Annotated in this window: 23 protein-coding genes; 12 read left to right on the top strand and 11 right to left on the bottom strand. The window is 44.4% G+C overall.

Going from position 1 to position 20,667, the window contains the following annotated elements:
• Positions 1-65: 65 nt before the first annotated feature.
• A complete protein-coding gene (locus KI743_RS15425; RefSeq protein WP_285467151.1) occupies positions 66-1,034 on the bottom strand; it encodes a GlxA family transcriptional regulator in 969 nt (322 codons plus the stop codon).
• A 114-nt stretch (positions 1,035-1,148) separates the two neighbouring features.
• On the opposite strand from KI743_RS15425, the gene KI743_RS15420 reads away from it, so the two are divergent.
• Complete coding sequence (locus tag KI743_RS15420) at positions 1,149-1,766, top strand: LysE family translocator (RefSeq protein WP_285467150.1); 618 nt, start codon at positions 1,149-1,151, stop codon at positions 1,764-1,766.
• 25 nt (positions 1,767-1,791) lie between these two features.
• On the opposite strand, the gene accD is transcribed toward KI743_RS15420, so the two are convergent.
• Positions 1,792-2,652 carry an acetyl-CoA carboxylase, carboxyltransferase subunit beta gene (gene accD, locus KI743_RS15415; RefSeq protein ID WP_285467148.1) on the bottom strand — a complete coding sequence of 287 codons (861 nt, stop codon included), beginning with the start codon at positions 2,650-2,652 and terminating at the stop codon, positions 1,792-1,794.
• Between the two features lie 119 nt (positions 2,653-2,771).
• Between accD and KI743_RS15410 the strand changes: the two genes are divergently transcribed.
• Positions 2,772-3,677, top strand: coding sequence for a LysR family transcriptional regulator (locus KI743_RS15410; RefSeq protein ID WP_285467147.1), 906 nt, complete (start codon positions 2,772-2,774; stop codon positions 3,675-3,677).
• Here KI743_RS15410 and KI743_RS15405 read toward each other — a convergent pair.
• Positions 3,668-4,393, bottom strand: coding sequence for a metallophosphoesterase (locus KI743_RS15405; RefSeq protein ID WP_285467146.1), 726 nt, complete (start codon positions 4,391-4,393; stop codon positions 3,668-3,670). The two genes, KI743_RS15410 and KI743_RS15405, sit on opposite strands and share 10 nt — an antisense overlap.
• 16 nt (positions 4,394-4,409) lie before the next feature.
• Positions 4,410-5,288, bottom strand: coding sequence for a LysR family transcriptional regulator (locus KI743_RS15400; RefSeq protein WP_285467144.1), 879 nt, complete (start codon positions 5,286-5,288; stop codon positions 4,410-4,412).
• A gap of 117 nt (positions 5,289-5,405) precedes the next feature.
• Here KI743_RS15400 and KI743_RS15395 point away from each other — a divergent pair, with 117 nt between their 5' ends.
• A complete protein-coding gene (locus tag KI743_RS15395) occupies positions 5,406-6,086 on the top strand; it encodes a pirin family protein (protein WP_285467142.1) in 681 nt (226 codons plus the stop codon).
• Positions 6,087-6,454: 368 nt separating this feature from the next.
• On the opposite strand, the gene KI743_RS15390 is transcribed toward KI743_RS15395, so the two are convergent.
• A complete protein-coding gene (locus tag KI743_RS15390; protein ID WP_285467140.1) occupies positions 6,455-6,958 on the bottom strand; it encodes a YcxB family protein in 504 nt (167 codons plus the stop codon).
• Between the two features lie 245 nt (positions 6,959-7,203).
• Here KI743_RS15390 and rcnR point away from each other — a divergent pair, with 245 nt between their 5' ends.
• Positions 7,204-7,479, top strand: coding sequence for a Ni(II)/Co(II)-binding transcriptional repressor RcnR (gene rcnR / locus KI743_RS15385; RefSeq protein WP_032548830.1), 276 nt, complete (start codon positions 7,204-7,206; stop codon positions 7,477-7,479).
• Between the two features lie 7 nt (positions 7,480-7,486).
• On the opposite strand, the gene KI743_RS15380 is transcribed toward rcnR, so the two are convergent.
• Both KI743_RS15380 and KI743_RS15375 read right to left on the bottom strand, forming a co-directional pair.
• Positions 7,487-7,663, bottom strand: a complete 177-nt coding sequence (locus KI743_RS15380) for a DUF1289 domain-containing protein (RefSeq protein WP_285407416.1) — start codon at positions 7,661-7,663, stop codon at positions 7,487-7,489.
• 1 nt (position 7,664) lies between these two features.
• Positions 7,665-8,102 (bottom strand): hypothetical protein, encoded by a 438-nt coding sequence (locus tag KI743_RS15375; protein WP_285467138.1) that lies wholly within the window; start codon positions 8,100-8,102, stop codon positions 7,665-7,667.
• 321 nt (positions 8,103-8,423) lie between these two features.
• Here KI743_RS15375 and KI743_RS15370 point away from each other — a divergent pair, with 321 nt between their 5' ends.
• Complete coding sequence (locus KI743_RS15370; protein WP_285467137.1) at positions 8,424-10,340, top strand: methyl-accepting chemotaxis protein; 1,917 nt, start codon at positions 8,424-8,426, stop codon at positions 10,338-10,340.
• A 168-nt stretch (positions 10,341-10,508) separates the two neighbouring features.
• On the opposite strand, the gene KI743_RS15365 is transcribed toward KI743_RS15370, so the two are convergent.
• Positions 10,509-10,871: a hypothetical protein gene (locus KI743_RS15365; protein ID WP_285467136.1), complete on the bottom strand. Its 363-nt coding sequence runs from the start codon at positions 10,869-10,871 to the stop codon at positions 10,509-10,511.
• 106 nt (positions 10,872-10,977) lie between these two features.
• Complete coding sequence (locus KI743_RS15360; protein ID WP_285467135.1) at positions 10,978-11,424, bottom strand: Fur family transcriptional regulator; 447 nt, start codon at positions 11,422-11,424, stop codon at positions 10,978-10,980.
• 140 nt (positions 11,425-11,564) lie between these two features.
• Between KI743_RS15360 and KI743_RS15355 the strand changes: the two genes are divergently transcribed.
• From KI743_RS15355 to KI743_RS15340, 4 genes are all read left to right on the top strand, one after another.
• Positions 11,565-12,458, top strand: a complete 894-nt coding sequence (locus KI743_RS15355) for a metal ABC transporter substrate-binding protein (protein WP_285467133.1) — start codon at positions 11,565-11,567, stop codon at positions 12,456-12,458.
• Positions 12,459-12,522: 64 nt separating this feature from the next.
• Complete coding sequence (locus tag KI743_RS15350; protein WP_285467132.1) at positions 12,523-13,404, top strand: manganese/iron ABC transporter ATP-binding protein; 882 nt, start codon at positions 12,523-12,525, stop codon at positions 13,402-13,404.
• A complete protein-coding gene (locus KI743_RS15345; protein WP_285467368.1) occupies positions 13,404-14,324 on the top strand; it encodes a metal ABC transporter permease in 921 nt (306 codons plus the stop codon). Before KI743_RS15350 ends, KI743_RS15345 begins: the two co-directional genes overlap by 1 nt.
• Before the next feature lies 1 nt (position 14,325).
• A complete protein-coding gene (locus KI743_RS15340; RefSeq protein WP_285467131.1) occupies positions 14,326-15,168 on the top strand; it encodes a metal ABC transporter permease in 843 nt (280 codons plus the stop codon).
• Positions 15,169-15,270: 102 nt separating this feature from the next.
• Here the strand turns inward: KI743_RS15340 and KI743_RS15335 are convergent, their stop codons facing one another.
• Complete coding sequence (locus KI743_RS15335; protein WP_285467130.1) at positions 15,271-15,768, bottom strand: heme-binding protein; 498 nt, start codon at positions 15,766-15,768, stop codon at positions 15,271-15,273.
• A 210-nt stretch (positions 15,769-15,978) separates the two neighbouring features.
• Here KI743_RS15335 and KI743_RS15330 point away from each other — a divergent pair, with 210 nt between their 5' ends.
• The 3 genes from KI743_RS15330 (at position 15,979) to KI743_RS15320 (ending at position 18,688) form a co-directional block, all read left to right on the top strand.
• A complete protein-coding gene (locus tag KI743_RS15330) occupies positions 15,979-16,653 on the top strand; it encodes a response regulator transcription factor (RefSeq protein ID WP_285467129.1) in 675 nt (224 codons plus the stop codon).
• Complete coding sequence (locus KI743_RS15325) at positions 16,637-18,049, top strand: cell wall metabolism sensor histidine kinase WalK (protein ID WP_285467128.1); 1,413 nt, start codon at positions 16,637-16,639, stop codon at positions 18,047-18,049. Before KI743_RS15330 ends, KI743_RS15325 begins: the two co-directional genes overlap by 17 nt.
• Positions 18,050-18,268: 219 nt before the next feature.
• On the top strand, positions 18,269-18,688 hold the full coding sequence (locus tag KI743_RS15320; protein ID WP_032548840.1) for a hypothetical protein: 420 nt from the start codon (positions 18,269-18,271) through the stop codon (positions 18,686-18,688).
• Positions 18,689-18,781: 93 nt separating this feature from the next.
• Here the strand turns inward: KI743_RS15320 and KI743_RS15315 are convergent, their stop codons facing one another.
• Entirely contained in the window at positions 18,782-20,590 is a 1,809-nt protein-coding gene (locus KI743_RS15315) for a hypothetical protein (RefSeq protein WP_285467127.1), read from the bottom strand.
• Between the last annotated feature and the right edge of the window lie 77 nt (positions 20,591-20,667).

Below are 20,667 nucleotides of genomic sequence, written 5' to 3'. Positions count from 1 at the left end.
CATAAAACAAGTCGCACCCTGTCAGCTCAAGAGCCGGCAGGGTGTTTTTATTGGTTTGGATTTAATCAACTGCGACGATATTGGTTTGGCGTCATCCCAAATCTCTTTCGGAATATTTTGCACAGGTAACTGGTGTCTTTTACGCCAATTTCATCCGCCAGCTGTATCAAGCTATGGCTGGAATGGATGAGTCGCCAATGCAGGTGTTGCAGGCGCAACTCTTGCCAATATTGGTGAGCAGACATATCGAACTGTTGTTGGAATAGTCGGTCTAGTTGTCGACGGCTAACGCCAATTAAAACTCCAATATCATCTACCGTAGTACTCAGCGCTAAATGCTCCTGCATCAATGAAACCGCGCGATCGACATGACGGTTTTGGTAAGTGCTATGTTGAGATGACTTTAATCGATGATGACTACCACGGCCTTCGTCGACCAGCATATCTGCTAACCCTTTCTCAGCTCTAACTTGGCCTACATGATCTTGCAAGATAGCGATAAGAAGGTCGATGGTCGCGCTGCCACCGGTGCAGCTGATGAGTTTTTTGTCAAAGTGATACAACTGCTCATCGCGCACCACCACCTTGGGATAGTTTGCTTTAAACTCATGATGATGGCGCCAGTGAACCACTACCTGATGATTGTTTAGTAACCCTAACTCTGCAAGCGTAAAACAGGCGTTATCGATGCTCACGATCTTGATTCCAGCCGATACAACTTTTCTAAAAAATGCACGATATAAGGGAGCTTGTTGCTGTGAGTCGTGAGCTGTTCGGCTACCAAACAGGACAACGTAATCAACGTCTTTCAACTCGGTGGTATCTGGGGTGTGCTCAGCCATGACTGGAATATTGCTGCTCGACGTCACGACTCCTTGAGTGTGAGACATGATCTGCCACGAACAGTAACGCTGTTGACTAAGATCCGCGTCATCGGCGGAGAAGCGGAGTTTGTCTAGAAACGCCCCAAAGGGGAACATGTTGAAGTTGTCTAACGGGATCAATAGAAACCTGACGCTCTTGGACTCATCCATAGCAGTAGCCTTAAATGTCTAGATGGTAATATTTTACGTCTATATATTACCGTTTTCAATTTCCTCTTCGACGCATACTAGCGATAGATTCAGTTATCTTATTGAAGGTTAGTTATGACGTTTGAAGTGTGGTGCTTGTTCATTTTGTCTGCTTTTGGGTTAGCGTGTATTCCTGGCCCTAACTCTTTATTGGCTCTCAGTCACGGTGCTCAATTTGGTTACAAGAAGACACTATGGACGATTTATGGTGGCGTTTGCGGTTTCTTCTTATTAATCACAATCGCCATGCTTGGGTTAGGCACCTTGCTTGAGGCCGAACCAGAGCTAATGATTGTCCTCCAATGGCTTGGTGCTCTTTATCTCGGCTTCTTAGGTTTGAAACTATTCTATGCACCGAGCGTTAACGTTGAAGGCAAGACGGAAACGGTCGCACTATTGCCACGACAGCTCTTTAAGCAAGGATACTTTGCTGCGTTATCCAACCCCAAGGTACTGCTGTTTTTTACCGCGTTCTTAGCTCAGTTCATCGACCCAAACAAAGCCTTTCTGCCTCAGTTTGTGGTGATTACTGTGAGCTTCCTATGTATTGAATTTGCGGTTGAGTTTGGCGTCGCGAGAGTCGCAGATAAGGTCAAAGCATTGCTGCTCAAGAATGGCTACATATTCAACCGATGCTGCGGCGCACTTTTCTTAGCAATGGGCGTGATGGCGATAGTGAAGAGCTTGTCTTGAGGAGTAATGTGAACAGGCAAAGTATCTATATCTGAATCTGCGTGTTTGTCATCATCGCCATAAGCCTCGCAACACGTTCTCGCATGATGTGCCTTTCGACGATCATGTCGAGTGCGCCATGCTCCAATAGAAATTCACTTTGTTGAAAGTCTTTGGGTAGCTTTTCTCGGACGGTTTGTTCAATTACTCTACGGCCTGCAAAACCAATACGTGCTTTGGGCTCACCGATATTGATGTCACCAAGCATCGCTAAGCTCGCTGAGACACCGCCGAAGGTTTGGTCGGTGAGCACCGAAATATAAGGAAGCCTCGCGTCAGACAGTCGTTTTAGCGCAGCGCTGGTTTTTGCCATTTGCATTAATGCCATCAGTGATTCTTGCATGCGCGCGCCTCCACATGCGGAAAAGCAGACTAAACCACAATTGTGTTTAATTGCTGCGTCGACCGCCGCGACAAAACGCGCACCAACCACTGAACCCATAGAGCCCGCCATAAACGAAAACTCAAAAGCGCACGCGACAACAGGTAGCCCTAATAACTCACCTTGCATTGCAACCAATGCGTCACTTTCGCCTGTGTTCTTGTGAGCAAGTGTTAGACGTTCTGTGTAGCGCTTTTTGTCTTTGAAATTGAGTAGATCTTTTGGCAGAAATTGATTGCCTAACTCTGTTTGTTCGCCTTTGTCTAAAAAGCTCTCTAATCGACTTCGTGCTGACATTCGCATGTGGTGATTACACTTAGGACACACCTCTAAATTTTCTGTTAGTGCGGCGCGATACAAGACCTGGTCGCAACTAGGGCATTTGGTCCAAACCCCTTCAGGAATTGAAGCTTTGCGGTTACTGATTAAGTTCTTCTTATTTAATAGTTTTTCTAGCCAACTCATGATTAAACCGTGTTCTTGATACTTTGAATGATGAACATTGTATAAGCCAAGTTTTAGTAATAAAGTGTCGAATATTGGTTTCATAATCCAATTTTTTGGGATTATTGGGGGGTAACAAGGTGTTAGATAAAATCGACCAACAGTGGCTTAAGAGCTTTCATTGCGTTTATGAGAACAATAGCTTTAAACGCGCTGCGGAGTTTTTGTGTTTACCGACTTCAAACGTCAGTCGCCACATCGCGTTACTGGAAGAGCAACTGGATACTCGATTATTCGAACGAACCACTCGCCGTATTGCTCCAACCGAAGTCGGAGAGCAACTCTATTTACGTACTCAACCATTGTTGGACAAGCTGAGTGATGCACTTGAAGAAGTGACGCAACAGTCACATGAGGTAATGGGGCAGCTCAATATTTTGATGCCAGATTCTCCGGAACTTGCTCAAGCTGTCGTGTCCTTTTGTACTAAGCATCCGTCGATTTCATTGTGTTGTGATACCAGCATCAGCCCAAAAGAAGATTTCTTGGATGGCTTCGATGTGATTTTGAGTTTTCATCGTGGCAAGCTTGAAGACAACAACTGGATTGCTCGCGAGATCAAACGTTGGCCAAGTGTTGTGGTCGCATCTCCTAAGCTCCTAAAAACCTGTCCTAAACCAACTCAAATTACCGACCTAAAACACGTACCTTGTATCACTAGTTTTACTGTACTCTACGGCACGCCTTGGGTGTTTAAGGGTGACAAAGACCAACCGGTGACACAGCGGGTAAAGTCGGCATTTAAGGTTAACAGCGGTCAGCTGGCAGTGGCGGGATCCTTAGCTGGCTTGGGCTTTGCGATACTTCCAAGCGAACTGTGTCGAGAGCAGATTAACGCAGGTGAGTTAGAGGTGGTTGAGCTGGAATACCAGCCAGAAGACTTGGTGCTATATGCTTTTTACGCATCAAGAAAGCATATAGCGAAGAAGGTTCCTGCGTTTATCGAGCACCTACAAAATGAAGCAATTGCTAACGACTACAAATAGATGGCTTGGTAGTCGGTAGAATTGGCAGAGAGCGAGATTTTGCTTAATCCAATTTTCTCACTGCGATTGTATTCATCGAGTGAGTGGTTAAACCCATAGGCTGTTGCTGGCGCCATGTACTGAGTAACGCCTGTGTGTGTAGTCGTAATACCATCATGACCGTGACCACAAATCACGTCGCGCACGCGATACTTTTGAAGAACCTTCATCACATCAGCGTCGTTCTCGAGGCGAATCGCTTTCATCCAATCGGAGCCAACGGGAATCACAGGGTGGTGGATAATCACGACTGGATCGTTGGACTTTTTAAGGTGCTTTTTAAGCTGCGCCATACCGCGGTTATCGATACGTCCTGAACCCAGCGGATGTTGCTTATCCAGCGGTTTGTAGCTTGAATCGAGAAACACAAACTCTCTCCCACAAACGGTGGTTTTATCAGTCACACAGATCGTCGAACCTTTAAGCTCTGCGCGCATTAAAGAAGAGTCGTCATGGTTGCCTGCAATCGCGTAGATCGACTTGTTATTAACGTGCTGTTTGATGAAGGTCTCTAAGGCCGTATAATCGCCGGATTTTGGGTTACAGCAAATATCACCTGTAAGTAAAATCGTATTACAGCTAGCGTCGCTATTGGCATATTCCAGTGCACGGCGTAGGTTTTCATAGCTGGATTCGTCAGAGAGGTGACAGTCACTGATTTGATAGACAATGTTCATTGTTGGAGTCCGGTCGTTACAATTCTTGAGTGAGATAATCGAGCAGTGCTCTTACCTTGGGTGTTGCGCCTCTATGGCTAGGATAGAGTGCATACAGATCGACTGGTTTGAATGTCCAATCGGGTAAGACATTAATCAGTTTACCATTTTCTACAAACTCTTCAGCCATGTAATCTGGCAGTTCTGTGATCCCCAATCCTTGAATCGCCATGCGCTTTAGCATCGAGAAGTCATCACACCTAACACTAGGTTTAAAGGAAATATGGTGTTCATTATCACCAGAAATCAAATGCCAGTCGGCGCTACGCTCTTTGGCGCTCATCAGCATCAGCGGTTGCTCTGGAAGCTCACTTGGGTGTGATAGCTTTTCGAATCCATGATTAGGTGCTGCATAGAGCTTTAAGTTGATTGAGCATAAGCGTTTCGCCACCAAGTTAGAATCTGCTAGCTCTCCGACTCGAAAGGCCAGATCAAATCCTTCTTCGATAAGATCGACGCGTCGGTTGGTCAGCGTTAAATCGAGTTCAACATCCGGGTTATGAAGACAGAAATTGGCTAAGTGTTCGGAGAGAAGAGACTGACCAACACCGAGAGATGTACAAATTCGTAATCTTCCTTGAGGCTTCTCCAACATAGACTCAACGGCGCTATCGGCAGCATTTAGTTCATCTTTGATACGGCGACAATATTCGTAATAGCGCTGACCCACCTCAGTTAAGTGAAGAGATCGGGTAGAACGCTCCAATAATCTAACGCCTAGGTGGTTTTCAAGGCGGGTTATCTTACGACTGATGTTTGATTTTGGTGTGTTGTAAGATTCGGCTGCTCCGGTGAAGCTACCTTGTTCGACGACAGTGGCGAACACCATCAAATCATTCAAATCACAATTGAGCATAAATCCATTTATTGTTATCAAATATTGAACAGTATTGTATCAATCGACTTATATATCAATATCAGATACCAAACTATTCTATTTCCATCAGCTAACAAAATTACTAAGGAAGCGACGATGGAAATGTTAACTCTTGATCAATTACCACAAGGCGGCTTTGCAGGCTTAAAAGAAAAGCAGGTGGTGACCGACTACCGCGTGTTTGGCGCTCGTAAAAATCCGAAGACCTCGAATGGTATTGGAAACTTTGTATATCTGGCAGACGCCAACTTTCTTCCATACGGTGAAACAGGCATGCATCCACACCGCGAAATTGATGTGATCAGTGTGATGGCCAAAGGCCGTGTCAGCCACGAAGGTTCATTAGAGCACGGTAAAGGGCTGGTGGCAGGCGAAGCTCAGGTGCAACGTGCAGGTGGTGAAGGCTTTGCCCACAACGAGGTAAACCCAGACAGTGTGCCAAATCAATTGATTCAGCTATGGGTTCTTCCGGAGGTAGCAGGGGAGCCCGCAGGTTACAAATCTTATACGCCTAAAACAAACCAACGCACACGTATTTATGGCGGAAGTAAATCGCAATCGGAGACGTTTGATAGTCACACGGTTATTGAGGTGGTGCAGGCCGAAGAGGGCTATCAAACTACTCATCAAGGTGAAGCTCTGGTTTATTTGAGTACAGGGGGGGCGCAAATCAATGGTGTTGAAGTAAAAGCAGGGACGTTGATTAGAACTGAAGACTTGAATTTTACTGCGCGTGAAGAGAGTCAGTTGATTCTGATTTTTACCGAAGATTTTTAACTAATCTCATTTATCTGAAAAGCAAACAACAATTAATCAGTGAGGGATACACAATGAGAGGCGTTGAGAACTCGACGCTACCTTCAAGGCATTGGGTGGCGCTATATACGTTTATTATTTTGTTGCCTTTGGTTTATTTTATTCCCATGTGGGTTGCTGAAAATATATCGGATAGCCATGTGGTTGTGACAGTCATTTCAGTGGCGATAATTGTCCCTTTGGTATCGTATTTGTTTCTTCCACTGGCGCTACGAGTTCATCACCACATAAATGCTGTACATTTTTCTAAATCACACTGACAGCACACCAGTTACTGAAACAGAAAGAAAAAATGCCTGCTGAGTTAGCAGGCATTTTTTAGAGCGATTCTATTTGGAAGCTGTCTCTTTAGTAGCAGCGTGCTGCTCCAGCATGAAGGCAATGGCTTCGTCATTTAAGCACGACTTACTCACGTATTGGCGCTGTTTACCAATATGAATAATCAAGCCTAGGTCAGTCTGCTCAAGATCGTCGATTTGGCTCCACTTTATAGTGTTGGTGGTTTTATAGTTTTTGTAACTCACACCGTCCAAGTCACCCTTAAAAACTACCTTGCTGCCCGAACCAGAACTGATTCTCTGACGCCATAACCACCAAGTTCTTTTACAGTAAACGCTGAACGCTTCAATCACACTCAATACAATGAAGAACCAGCCAACGTAGCCACTCGGTAACAGCTCAAACTCAAGTAGAACCCAGCCAAAAATAAGGAACAGAAACGCCTTTAAATAGGCTTTAGGGAACTGAACAGGCACGCTCGTTTGGTCATAACATTCCGCGAAGAAAGTTTTGTCGAGGGTGTATTCTGTAGTGAAACCGGGTTCTTTAGACATGTATCGTTACTTTAAGGTTCTTTGTAAATAGGGATATTACGCCGCTTTTTTTCAGCGCCGGCATTGTATCGCTTCTTGGCGCCTTTCTTTAGTTATTTTAAGTCTGTTTTGTAAATTGATACTAACGGCTGAACTTTACATATGGGGCCGCACACTTAAGCATCACAAATCAAAACTACCCCCCAGTATAATTTAAGTGCTACATTAACGGGTAAAACCTTGTTTCTAATTACTTCGAGTACCTTATGTCCCATACCGCTAAAGATCAGAAAAAACTCAAAGCCCGAGTTAGCAAAATACAAGGTCAGGTAAATGGCCTGAAGAAGATGTTGGATAACGAAGAGCAGCAATGCCAAGACGTGTTACAACAAATAGCTGCAATTCGTGGAGCGGTTAATGGTTTGATGAGAGAAGTGATCAAAGGCCACCTTCTAGAGCATGTTGTACTAGAAGATGACAAAGAGCAGCGCGAACAGGATATGGAAGTGGTTCTTAAAGTGCTGGACTCCTACATAAAGTAATGAGTGGTCATCGGCTCATTTGTGACTTTCTTTTTACCAACTCTTTTTTCAATACGTTGATGGCGTAGGGCTTCATTGATTTCCAAGCCTTACACTCTTCACGCGTTCTTCCACAACCTAGACACCAGCCTTTACTGTGGGAAAAATCGCACATATCGATACAAGGGCTTTTCTGTTTTTTCATGTTAAAGCCTATCTAGTACTTTTTCGACGCTGGCCTCTAGAGCGCGCAGTCGGTTGAACTCTTCAAATAAACGCTGTTCTAGGTTTTTGAAGTTGAGTGGCAGCGTTCGCTGACAAATGCCGTAGCTGTTGTCTTGAATTTTGTATCCTTTCCAGCTCTCAATTCGACTTTTCTCTATCTCTTTAAATTGGCGGATAAACTCTGCTTGGGCAGGGCAGTCCTCTTCGGCATGCATGCAGATAGGAAAAGACTTTTGCTTAATTTGAGGGCCTTCGATAAAGGTTTCGAAATGAATACCGCCTTGGCTTTGATTGAACCAGCTCTCTTTGTATAACTGCAGGTATTCTCCACGGTTGTAGATTTCCCAACCATCGTCAAACCAGTTTGCCTTTCTCAGCATCTTTTCCAGATTGCGGAAAACACCTTTAACATCTTTCATTCAGAAACTCTTCTTCCGTGGTACATAACAACTCAAAAAACTATACTCCCCCTGAGTATAAAATACTACCCCCTAGTATATGTGGTTATCGGTGGGCATTAGCTTGAATTCGCAAGTTAACAGGCGTGCTAGCTGCGACTGAGTGTAGAAATGCGTTGATTCGTGGTCTAGATCTCCTTATTGGTTTCTGTCATAAAACCTTCACACTTCTACTGATAGTTTTATTTGCTGATGTTGTGCTATAACGAAGTTTGTATTGGTTCTGTGAATGATTTTAAGATCCGCAGTAATCAGGTCAGTACTCTAGGTCAGGAGATGTATATGAGAAAAGGAAGTCTAGGTTTCAAGGGAATTCTGTTAGGTTCCGTAGCCTTGTTAATGACCGTGTTATTAATGGCGAGCGAGCTTTATGGATATAAACAGACAGAAGAGTTCGTAATAAAGGATGTAGAGCAGTATTTCACTGATTACACCAAGCAACAATCCCTCACCGTCGAGCAGTACTTCGCTCAAAAGGCAAATAGCGTTTCAAGCATTGCCAATCACTACAACAATAAACCCTTCCCAACAAATTATGTCGAGCAAACTCAAATACTAGCCAAAGCGATGGACATTGGCAGTGTAGTGATCTCTCTAGACAATGGTGATGGTTACTGGAACCAAAGTGCGGATACATGGCCGAATCACAAATACGATGGCGATGTGACGAAAAGAGAATGGTACCTGCTTGCCCAAAGACAGTCAGGTGTATCAGTGACTGAACCTTATATCGCAAGTGATGGTGTTATCTGGATTAGCTTCGTACAGAAAGCGTTTGATGGAACCTTGTCTTCAGATTTGACGCTAGATTACTTAAACCAAGTTGTTAAACAGGTATCGGAGATCCCAGGGGCAGTGGCGATCATGATGGATCAGAACACCACGGTTTTGGCTTCTTCTTCTCCAGAGATTAAAAATGGCGTTAAGGCGTCTGAGTTACAAGGGTTTGGTAGCGTTGCACTGAATGCCGTGAATCAACCCTCTGCTCTTCAAGAATATGAGCTGGACGGAACTGGTAAGCTTCTGTTCTCTAATGCGTTTAAAGTCGCAGACAAAACATGGTATTTCGCGATTCGTGTTGATGAGTCCGTTGCTTTTGCCGAGCTATACGACTTACGCCAAGAGAAAATTGTCAGTGTCTTACTGGTGATCTTGTTTACCGTTTTGACCCTAACGCTTGTCTTTAATTACCTATACCGCCCTGTGTTGGCGCTGCGTGATTTGGTTGAAGGGCTAGCTCAAGGTAATGGTGATTTGACTAAGAGATTGCCAGAAACCTCGAACGATGACTTGGGTCGTATTGCCAAAGGAATCAATGGCTTCGTTTCTCAACTGCAAGATATGGTGCTTGAGGTTAAGTTACTTTCATCAGAGCTGAAAAGCAGAACGGCTAATCTATCTGAGCAGTCACGAGTGAGTGCGGAAAGATTGACTGAGCACGCTGCAGAGACGGAACAAGTAGCCACTGCGATTGTTGAGATGAACTCCACAGCCGAAGCTGTAGCGCAAAGTGCTTCGCAAACGGCTCAATTGACCCAAAAGGCAGAGTCTCTGGGTTATGCCTCGATGGAAACGATTGAGCGTTCTAAAGAAAGTATGGTTGAGCTGAGATCAGACATCGATAAGGCGATGGAACGCGTTCAGGAAATGAACCTTAAGTCAGAGAGCATCTATTCTATCCTGACGGTCATCAGCGATATTGCGGAACAAACTAACTTGTTGGCACTCAATGCGGCGATTGAAGCGGCTCGGGCTGGTGAGCAGGGTAGAGGCTTTGCCGTGGTGGCAGATGAGGTGAGAAACCTTGCTGGCCGCACGAAAACCAGTACCGAAGAGATTGAAAAAGCGCTGAATGAACTCTTGGTTGGCAGCAAAACCATGGTTGAAGCTATGGAGAGTACCAAAGCTCGCTGTAATGATACCGAAGAGAGCACCAATGGTTTAGAGGCCAGTGTGGCAGAGGTATCTGTACACATCACCGAGATTAACGATGCAAGTATGCAAATCGCGACGTCTGCGGAAGAGCAGAGCGGCGTGACCCATGAAATTGGCCGCAATACTAATCAGATCAACGACATTGTTGTGGCGTTGAAAGCAGCAGGTATTGAGATGGACGAAGGTGCAGCCAAGCTTGTAGAGGTGAATAACCGACTCGATGATTTGATGGGCAAATTCAAAGTTGAAGAGTCTAACCGTTAACTAGTAGCTGAAATACACCACTAGTCGGAATAAAAGTAAAAGCCATCACTGAATTATTCTTGTGATGGCTTTTTTATATCTGAAGGTGTTAGATTAGTGGAGAAAAGAGTTTGGAGTAGTGCGGAGCAGGTCTGAATTAGTACACATTAGATCTGGTTAAGCCTTCACTTAACGTAGCGCTAAAATCTCTCTTTCCATTCGCTGAAATTCTGCTTCGGAGAGATCACATTGAAAGCGATGCTGGTCGTTGTTTTTGGTTCGAAGCTCCGCCAAGTAACCTGTGTAATCTCGTGATTGCGAAGAGTTACCCAAAGCACTCTCCATCGCAAGGCAAGCAACATCTTCTGGTTTTACGGCCCAACCACTGCCTAGCTCTTCCACGCGGTAATAAAGGAAACCATCACTCGAGTTGAATTCAATGGCATGGGTAGTTAACTGCTTGTAGCCTTTGGGCTTAAACAAGGCTCTGTAGAGCATGAGCAATGGCCTAAATCCAATTTTGGTTTCAATTTGCCATTCGAACTTTTCCATTCTGTTTTCCGTCTTGTTGTTTCTTGCTTTATTGCAGGGAAATGACTTCCCTCGTTTCAAATCCTTATGGTTATTCGAAACAGGTAGGGGAGATGTGTTGTGATAATCAAGCGTCTTGCTTTTTTACGTATAGTTCTAGGCGGTGGTAGACGATGTCATAACCGAGCTCTTTAGCGATTTTTTCTTGTAGCGCTTCTATTTCTTCTGAATAAAACTCAATGACTTGCCCGCTGTCTACATCAATCAAATGGTCGTGATGGGGTCTATTGGCTATTTCATAACGAGCATTAGTACCTTCAAATTCATTACGAATGATGGCACCGCGTTCTTCAAGTACTGCGACAGTGCGATAAACCGTTGCTAAAGATACATTGACGTTGAACTTCTTGGCTCTTTCGTGCAGCTCTTCAACGGTTGGGTGATCGTGTGTGCGAGCCAAAACGGCCAAAATAGCCATTCGTTGCCGTGTCACACGAACGCCTTGAGACCTCAATATTCCTTCGAGTTCCTCTATGACGTCGGCGTTATCTACCTCTATTTCATCCACTGTCATAAATAGCCTTCCTATTTACACAAATTAATGTTGATAATGAGAATTGTTCGCATTAATATGTGTTGCAAATGCGAACCATTCGCAAAAATCATGGATATGTTAACACAGTATTAGAGATTCTCACCATCAAGGAGAAAGGTATGAAAAAGCTAGCGTTGGTTGCCTCGTCACTGTTACTGGCAATGTCGCCATTAGCAAATGCAGCGGAAGATAAAATGAAGGTAGTGACTACCTTTACCGTGTTGGCTGATATGGCTTCAAACGTAGCAGGGGATGCCGCTGAGGTGGTTTCTGTTACTAAGCCAGGTGCTGAGATTCATGGTTACGAGCCAACGCCAAAAGACATTGTTCGCGCATCTGATGCTGATCTTATTTTGTGGAATGGTATGAACCTAGAACTTTGGTTTGAGCAGTTTCTATCAAATATGAAAGACGTACCGGCGGTAACGTTGACCAAGGGAATCAACCCGATTCCTATCGCTTCCGGTTCTTATGAAGGTAAACCGAACCCGCATGCGTGGATGGGGCTAGATAACGCACTTATCTATATTGATAACATTGTTGAAGCGTTTGCTGAGCACGACCCAAACAACGCAGCGATTTATGTAAAGAACGCAGCTGCTTACAAAGCCAAACTCAGAGCAATCATCGAACCTTTAAAAGACCAGATCGCTCAGATCCCTGACGGCAATCGCTGGCTAGTCACATGCGAAGGGGCGTTTAGCTACCTTGCTAAAGATTTTGGTTTGAGAGAATTGTACCTATGGCCAATGAACGCTGATCAAGTCGGCACGCCACAGCAGGTACGTTCGGTTATAGATGGAGTGAAACAAAACCATATCCCTGTCGTATTTTGCGAATCAACCGTCAATACCTCGCCAGCAAAACAAGTGGCAAGAGATACCGGCGCCCAGTATGGCGGTGAGCTGTTTGTCGATTCGCTATCAACGGCTGATGGTCCGGTTCCTACTTACCTAGATTTATTAAAAGTGACCTCAACTACTGTAGCAAATGGCCTTACTGCGACGAACTAAGATATATGTTCAACGACATTAGGCACTATGACTTCAACCGGATTTTGGGAGCAAAGCACCAGCTATGAATGATGTTAAAAGTGAGGAACGCCTTGGCATTTCAGTCAGTGATGTAACGGTTACCTATCGTAATGGTTACACAGCCCTTTATGATGCTGACTTTAGCGTACCGCAAGGGTCAGTGACGGCACTGGTTGGTGTGAATGGAGCAGGGAAGTCGACTCTTTTTAAGGCAATCATGGGCTTTGTTCCTATGTCCAAAGGACAAATCCAAATATTGGGTGAGAGCGTTAAAAAAGCACTCAAAAGCAACATGGTGTCTTATGTGCCTCAGTCGGAGGAGATCGACTGGAGCTTCCCAGTTTTGGTTGAAGAAGTGGTGATGATGGGACGTTACGGTCACATGAATTGGCTCCGCAGACCCAAAGATGTGGATCATTTGGCCGTCGACCTAGCTCTTGAACGCGTCAATATGCTCGAGTTTCGAAAGCGTCAAATCGGTGAGCTATCTGGAGGACAAAAGAAGCGCGTGTTCTTGGCTAGAGCTCTGGCGCAAGAAGCAAAAGTGATTCTGTTGGATGAACCCTTTACGGGTGTTGACGTAAAAACTGAGCATCAAATTATCGATCTTCTTAAATCACTTCGTGATGAAGGGCACGTCATGTTGGTGTCGACGCATAACCTCGGTTCTGTGCCTGAGTTTTGCGATAGAACCATTATGGTCAATAAAACGGTTCTGGCGTCTGGTCCTATTGAAACGACTTACACCGAGGAAAACCTACAGCGCGTGTTTGGCGGCTCACTACGACACTTTAAGTTGGGTGGTAATGCACTTCATCACGATGAGGATACTAGAGAACTGACCATTCTTACTGACGATGAGCGACCATTCATTCAGTATGACGGCAAGGCGTTAACCACCAAAAAGACGGAGCCTCAATTATGATGGATCTTCTTTTACAACCATTCAGTTACGGTTATATGAATAACGCCATGTGGGTGTCTGCCTTAGTCGGTGGAGTGTGTGCGTTTCTATCTGCGTACCTCATGCTCAAAGGCTGGTCGTTAATCGGTGATGCGCTAGGACATGCCGTTGTGCCGGGTGTCGCATTGGCTTATATGATTGGTCTTCCATTTGCGTTCGGTGCCTTTATATCTGGTGGAATAGCCGCAGGTACTATGCTGTTCCTGTCTGAACGTTCCGGCTTGAAAATCGATGTGATCATCGGCTTAGTCTTCACTTCATTTTTCGCACTTGGTCTTTTCCTTATTTCAATCAATCCCATCTCTGTCAGCGTTCAAACCATCACCATGGGTAACATTCTCGCCATCACACCTGAAGATACGATTCAGTTAGTCGTGATTGGTGTTGTCACACTGGTGGTTCTATTGGCGAAGTGGAAAGATCTTATGGTGACGTTCTTCGATGAAAACCATGCGCGATCCATAGGTCTTAATCCGGGTGTTCTAAAGGCGATTTTCTTCACTCTTCTATCTGCGTCAATTGTTGCGGCGATGCAAACGGTAGGAGCGCTGCTGGTTATTGCTATGGTGGTGACGCCGGGTGCGACGGCATATTTGCTCTGCGACCGTTTCCCCCGACTGATTTTGGTATCAGTCATTATAGGTAGCACAACGAGTTTTGCTGGCGCTTACATCAGCTTCTTCTTAGACGGAGCGACAGGTGGCATCATCATTTGCCTGCAAACCATTATCTTCCTTTTGGCGTTTCTCTTTGCTCCCAAGCATGGTTATCTGGCTGCCCGTATAAGGGCGAAAAAAGCACTAGCAAAGAGGCCAATTGCTGAAGAGCTCAACTCTTCTGGTTCTTCCCTCGATCACACATCTTTGGCAAAGGAGTATTAGTATGGATTTGTTGTTGCCATTCCAATTTCCCTTCATGCAGAACGCATTTCTTATCTGCTTGATTGTTGCTTTGCCTACGGCGCTACTTTCTTGCTTTCTGGTGATGAAAGGGTGGGCGCTTATGGGGGATGCTGTGAGTCACGCTGTACTACCGGGTATTGTTCTGGCGTATGTAACGGGTTTACCGTTATTGCTAGGCGCATTTTTGGCTGGGATGTTGTGTAGTTTCTTGACTGGTTTCTTGGCAGAAAACTCCCGAGTGAAACAAGACACGGTGATGGGCGTTGTATTCTCTGGCATGTTTGCATTAGGAATTGTGCTTTATGTAGCGTTAGATACTCACGCACACTTAGATCACATCCTATTTGGCAATATGCTTGGCGTAGATACGCAAGAGCTAAGTACAGCAGCGATCATCTCATCGGTGGTTGTTCTTGGTATCGTATTGTTCTGGAAAGATTTTCTGTTGCACTCTTTTGACGAGGTTCAAGCAAAAGTTAGTGGACTGAATGTAACCGTGTTGCATTACACCTTGCTGACGTTCCTCTCGCTGACCATTGTAGCCACGCTGAGCGCAATCGGTCTTATCCTGGCAATTAGTTTGCTTATCGCACCCGGCGCAATAGCATTTCTGTTAGTGAAGCGTTTTTCAACCATGCTATGGATTGCGTGTGTGGTGAACCTCACAACGATGGTGTTGGGCGCGTATTTGAGTTTCCATATTGATAGTGCACCAGCCCCAACAATCGTTCTGATTCAAAGCCTCGTGTTTGTTATTGCACTTGTCAGACGTATCTCGATTACTAAGAAGCAGTCGCAAAAGTTGTACACAACGACGGCATGATTTGATTGAGATTACACGTCTGAATACCTGAAAAGCGCTCACATTGGAGCGCTTTTTGTTTATTCGTTTATTTGTGTATGTAGAGATGCGGGCAAGCAGTGGTTAAAAGAATTTCTTAATCGCTTTGTCAGCACAAGCCACATCTAAATGTCCACCCGGCGCGCCGCCAACACCAATAGCGCCAATCATAGTGTTATTCAGTTGTACTGGAACGCCACCCGCCAAGAACAGTAGATTGTCATCCATGTTTTGTAGAGGCTGCATGATAGGTTTGTCAGCGATGAGTTTCATTAAGTTCCCTGACGGCTGCTTCATGCTTGCAACGGTGAAGGCTTTTTTACGAGAGCTGTCTAATGTGTGGATACCCGCGCCGTCAGAGCGTAACTGAGCTATGACGTTTCCAGATAGATCAACAACGGTAGCTGAAACCTTGTAACCATCTGTCTCACATTGATTTACCGCTTCTTGAGCTAACTGAAATGCGGCTTTGGAAGAGATTTGTGTAACCGATACGGTTTGAGTTTCCGCGGCCAATGCAAAGTTAGAGAAGCCAAATGAAGCGAAAGCTGCTGCGATAAAAGTACGTGTCATTGTTTTCATGTTTACTCCGTTAAGACATATTTTTGATTGGTTTTGTTTCAGTGACCTGTGTTTCACCAACAAGGTGTTTTGATTCAACAAGGTCATACTAACGAAGTCATAATTGCTGCAGTCTTTCCGAAACATTACAAAGTTGTAATCTTGGTTATATTCGAGAAAGGATGTTGATAGAGTGTATTGAGAACAAGGCTTACGAATAAATGGACGTTAATGAAAATACTATTGATTGAAGATGATCTTCATATTGCCAAATTTTTGGTGAATGGCTTTCAGCAACAAGGGATTAGCGTAACGCACGCAACAGACGGCATTGACGGTCTGCATGAAGCGATGACTGAAGAATTCGATGTCATTATTCTCGATATTATGTTGCCGAAGAAAGATGGCTTTGAAGTCTTGGCAGAGCTGAGAGGACAAGGTTACGCAACGCCGGTAATTATTTTAAGTGCAAAGCATTCAGTGGAAGAGCGTGTTCAGGGATTACAATCTGGAGCTGATGACTACTTAGTTAAACCATTTGCTTTCCCTGAACTCTTGGCTCGTTGTCAAACGCTGACTCGTCGTGGAAAGCAACCAGCCACTCAGGCTTTATCGCTCGAGTATGGTCCTCTTAGTCTTGATCTCATCAAACACACTCTATGTCGTGACCAACAAACGATTACTATCAATCAGCGTGAGTTTATGTTGATAAAGCTACTTCTTGAGAACCCAGAAGCGGTGATGTCTAAAACCGCCATCTTAGAACACGTATGGGGACATCAATTCGACCCACAAACTAACGTTGTTGATGTTCTGGTCTGTCGCTTGCGAAGCAAAGTGGATAAAGGGTTTTCAACACCGTTGATTCATACATTGAGAGGCGTCGGTTATGTCCTCAAGTCGTAATATCGAACAAGCTCTGGCGAAAGCTAAAAATCATCTGCTACTGCGCCTTATGGCAACGCTGTTGCTCTGCTTGTTGTTGGTGGAGTTGATTGTTGGAGCAATATTCTTCTTCGATCTTTATCTAACTGAAAAGAAGATAATGACCTCGATGTCGTCTGAGTATCAACGAATTTTGACCTACGACTCGCCTGAGCGACTGATTCATGTGTTGGAGGCGAACCCGCATCGTCTTATAGAGAATAATATTGCGGCCTATGCCGTGAATAATCACAAGCCGAATGAAGAGGTATTTGTTGCTGGGGATACGAATATCGCTAATAGGTTGTTGAACTCCAATGGCGTTGATTTGGCCGGTTCGCTTGTACAGTATCAGATTGATAACCAAAAAACGTGGCTTGATAGCTTTGTATTTAATCCCTACATGTCGCTGAAAATGGAAGGTGAGGGTTACGACTTTTGGCTGGTACTGGATAATCGTGCAAGGGACCACATCGCGTTCAATCAATGGTTAATGACACTCTATGCTCTTGTGGCTTTGTTGGTAGTAACGGCAGTCTTTACCGGTAAGATTATACAAAGTGCTATGTCTCCGCTTGTCACTCTTGGTGATCTGTTGGATCAGCTCCAGAAAGGACAGTTGGAGCTCAAAGAGCCGCATACAGAGTCACCACAAGGGTTAGAGGTGATCAGTACAAGTGTCCAGAGTTCGGTGGCGAGACTTCACCACGTTACGACGACCTTGAACACAACGGTTGATGCAATTGCTCACGATATTCGTACGCCTCTCTCGCGAATCACATTAGCTTCTCAAACCGCCTTGATTAACAATGGCGATCAGCAATCAATGAAAGAAGCGTTAGCAGATTGCGCAGAGCATTCCACGCAAGCGAGCAACATGTTAACGGCTTTAATGAAGCTCAATGATGAACTGACGGGTAAACGTATACCGCAGAAAATTGAGACGAACGTATCTGAGGTTGTCCGCAATGTTGCGAGTTGGTATGAAGATGTCGCTGAAGACAAGCAGATTGAATTGATCGTCGATGTGGCAAGTGAACTGAGACTTCAATCGGATCCAGACAAGTTGACGCAGGTATTGGTTAATCTGCTTGATAACGCGATTAAATATACCGAGCAAGGCAGTGTTACATTGAGTGCTGAACAAACGGGCAATGATTCGGTGAGAATCTCTGTTCAAGATACTGGCATCGGCATTGAGCCTAAGTTCCAAGCATTGATCTTTGAACGTCTGTACCGAGTCGATAGCAGCAGAAGCAATGTACAAGGGTACGGGCTAGGTCTCTCCCTCGCAATGGCTATGGTGGATAACCTCGATGGTACATTGACTGTCGAATCAAAAGTAGGAGAGGGAAGTACATTTATTATTTCACTGTAGGCTTGCTGATTACGCATATTATTTGTTGAGTTGATGTCTGTTGCTTCGTTTTATTGATTTGAATTATTAAATGTTTATCAATGGTCGAGCATTTATGTACAATCTCTTGAATAGTAAGGCGATTTATAATTATTCGCTCAAAACGGCAAATCTTTGATTTGGCTGATTGTGTATATCCTTACTGGTTAAGTGACAACAATTCAAAAAAGATAGGTAAGAATGAAGTTCTATATAGCAGTGACGTTGGCTGTGTTTTTAAGTGGTTGTGTTACAACGGCGGAAAAACCGAAGAAAAATAATCTAATCAAAGAAATTGTAGCTGAGGCAACCCTTGATAAGTTGCATGCAAATGGAAACGATCTATTTTGTGTACAACCAGAGTATTTGGCGTGCTTTGATATAACGCAGCAGCAGTGTATCAATGACATGCAAGAAAATGAGGAGTTTTGTGTCTCTAAAGTTGAGAAGAAGTTTCCTAATAAAACATTTAACGAGGTCGATGGCTATTTGCGATTTTACGCTACGTGCCTAATAACATCTCACTTAACAACGCACCTTGATAAGCGTGATCAAATTGGCCCTTGTTTGAAAAGCATGGAACTTGACCAAGACTTGTTTAGAGATACCTTATCCAAGTAGCGTAAAGAGTAATTTGCTTTAGCATAATTGACATGGAAGGCCTCGCGATTTGCGAGGCCTTTGTTGTTTCGATAACAAGGTTAGAAGGGATAGCTAGTGTTGGAAAATGAGAGTATGAGTCTCGGTGTTTGCTGTTGCTGTGCCAACAATGTTGAGTTTGCCGTCTGCGCCATAGAATAGGAACTTAGGAGTAGTAGGGTAGTCAATGTTCTCTATGGTTGAGTCATCTAAGGTGAAGCTCTCTTGTAAGCTCAAATCAGACGATGACAAGACTCTTATCGCATGCTCTTCTCCCTGCATTGCGTACGCAAGCTTCGTGCTATCGTGTGATTCGTCCAATGTTTCAATCGCAGAATAATATGGCCAACCTTGTGTTGGTGGCAGTGTAATTTGGCCTGCATAGCGCATGTCTTCCTTGGCATTGTCTGATGCATTTAGCTTTACACCACATTGGGTAAAGATAGATGTGCCAGTATGATTGAACCAAAAATCATTACAGAATTGGTAGTCTCCATGATAAATCGAGCTGACCGGATATGCAGGCGAAGCCGGATCAGTTAGATCTGCTCTAGAAATATTTCCTGGGCTTATTACCGTGGTTAGGCTGTAAAGAGCTGAGCTCGTCGGGTTAATCTTCAATTTTGTCTGTTCATAGTAACCCCATACATCGCCGAGTTTGACTGAACCGTCATTGAGGTTGATGATCTGTAGCTCTTCCCACTGGTCTTCGCTTGGTAACGTCCACGCGTATCTACCGTCAGTCGACAAATCAAAGACATCATGAGAATTGAATATCTGATTGGTTTGGCTACTTTGTGGCGTGGCGTTATTGTAGTTTACAGTCGTGATCATCATGTTGTGACCGACGATAAAGCGATTCGTCCCATTGATATTATCGACTGCGATAGAAGTGGGAGTTCTAGTTAGGTCGATTTCATAAGACTTGGCGTCTGACAGGCTATAGAAATAGACCGCGTTTTTTGGTGAATCAGAAACGATGGCTATCACATTTAGTGCGTCAGAATAGGCTGCGTCAATCGTGTTGTGGCTTGGTTGATTATCAAAATCGACTTTCGCGTTGTTGGTTGGTGGCGTTGTTGGTGTTCCTGTGTCGGGGTCCGGACTTGGTGTCGGTGTCATCCCTGTAATAATGTAATCAACAGGGACGGTAATCGGGCTGCCTTCAATCGGATAAGCACAGTTAGCATCGTAACAGGCTTTGACGGTGACAGCCGAACTGTATGTTCCACCTCCCACAACAGAAGGCGTGTCAAATGTCATATTCAGCCCGATGCTAGTGAGTGCAGGGAAAGGATTGACAGATGTTACTATTGGATTGCCAGCTTGTGCTTCTATATGAAGTTGGTAGGGATCAGAACCAGAAAATTGGATGAGCTCCGCAACATTATGACCTATATTCACATCGTTATAATCTGCAGTAACTTCGATTTTGGATTCAGCTAAGCTGATTTGTTGGTCCAGTGTCACTTCGTTAGTCAGAACGACAGATTTGGGTGAACCAGAATAGTGCTCGTTGCAGTAGTAATCGTGACAAATGTTGAATTCAATATTGGTTGATTTAGTACCACTTCCCAATTGATATCCTGGCTTAAAAAGCACGCTCGCATAGCCGGTGTTATCGTCATTTGCGTAGATATCGATTCTCTCTATCACCTCACTGTCGCCGAATACACCATAGTAAAGGTTATCCCCAGTAATGTGTCGAACGCTAAACGGGATATCAATGCGAGCCTCTTCGAATGCAGTCGATTCGAGATCAAAGTTGGTTTGCGGTAACGTAAGAGAACTATTTGGTGAGCTTCCTCCATCGCTACCGCCACATCCTGTCAGGATAGCCAATGCAACAGCTGGGAGGAGACAATAAAAACCATTCCTTATCATATAATTACTTCCAATTTATAGATCTTAACTAAACTGGTTAATTGTAATCATACGGTTGCAATTGGATTCAATGCATA

The organism is Vibrio sp. D420a (assembly GCF_030248625.1).
GTDB lineage: Bacteria > Pseudomonadota > Gammaproteobacteria > Enterobacterales > Vibrionaceae > Vibrio > Vibrio fortis_A.
The sequence above is the reverse complement of the archived record's forward strand: the minus strand, read 5'-3'. Positions and strand labels throughout refer to the sequence as shown.